The organism is Arsenicibacter rosenii, from assembly GCF_001870735.1.
GTDB lineage: Bacteria > Bacteroidota > Bacteroidia > Cytophagales > Spirosomataceae > Arsenicibacter > Arsenicibacter rosenii.
Genome location: NZ_MORL01000328.1, coordinates 1 through 360, shown reverse-complemented (window position 1 = coordinate 360; position 360 = coordinate 1). Strand labels below are relative to the sequence as shown.

Sequence of the window (360 nt, the reverse complement as noted above, 5' to 3'; positions counted from 1 at the left end):
CTCAGCCAGCGGTTAACGCAAACACGGCGCCATGATTACGTTCGAGATACTGAAAAACCAGCTGGGCGGCATCCAGAGCAGTCTGAAATTTGAAACGGTAAAGCCGTTTGCCCGCTCAGCAGAACGCTGGTTCAAGGGGGAAGTTGGTCCCGAGCTGTTTGCCTGGCTGAAGGGGCTGACACCAGCTGCTGACACCGACCAGTATGACCTGCTCGATCTGGCGCAGGCCTGCATGAGCTGGTATGCGTATGATCTGGCCTTTCCGCACCTGAAGCTGCGGGTGGGCGATCAAGGCATAATGAAAACCGTCCCCCAAAACCAGACGGCAGTAACCAAATGGGAATACGTCGACAGCCGTGA

1 protein-coding gene is annotated in these 360 nt (G+C 56.1%); it reads left to right on the top strand.

Annotation, left to right across the window (positions count from 1 at the left end; genetic code table 11):
- Nucleotides 1–31: 31 nt before the first annotated feature.
- Nucleotides 32–360 (top strand): DUF6712 family protein (locus BLX24_RS31450; RefSeq protein ID WP_143092994.1); only part of this gene is annotated, 329 nt, incomplete at its 3' end.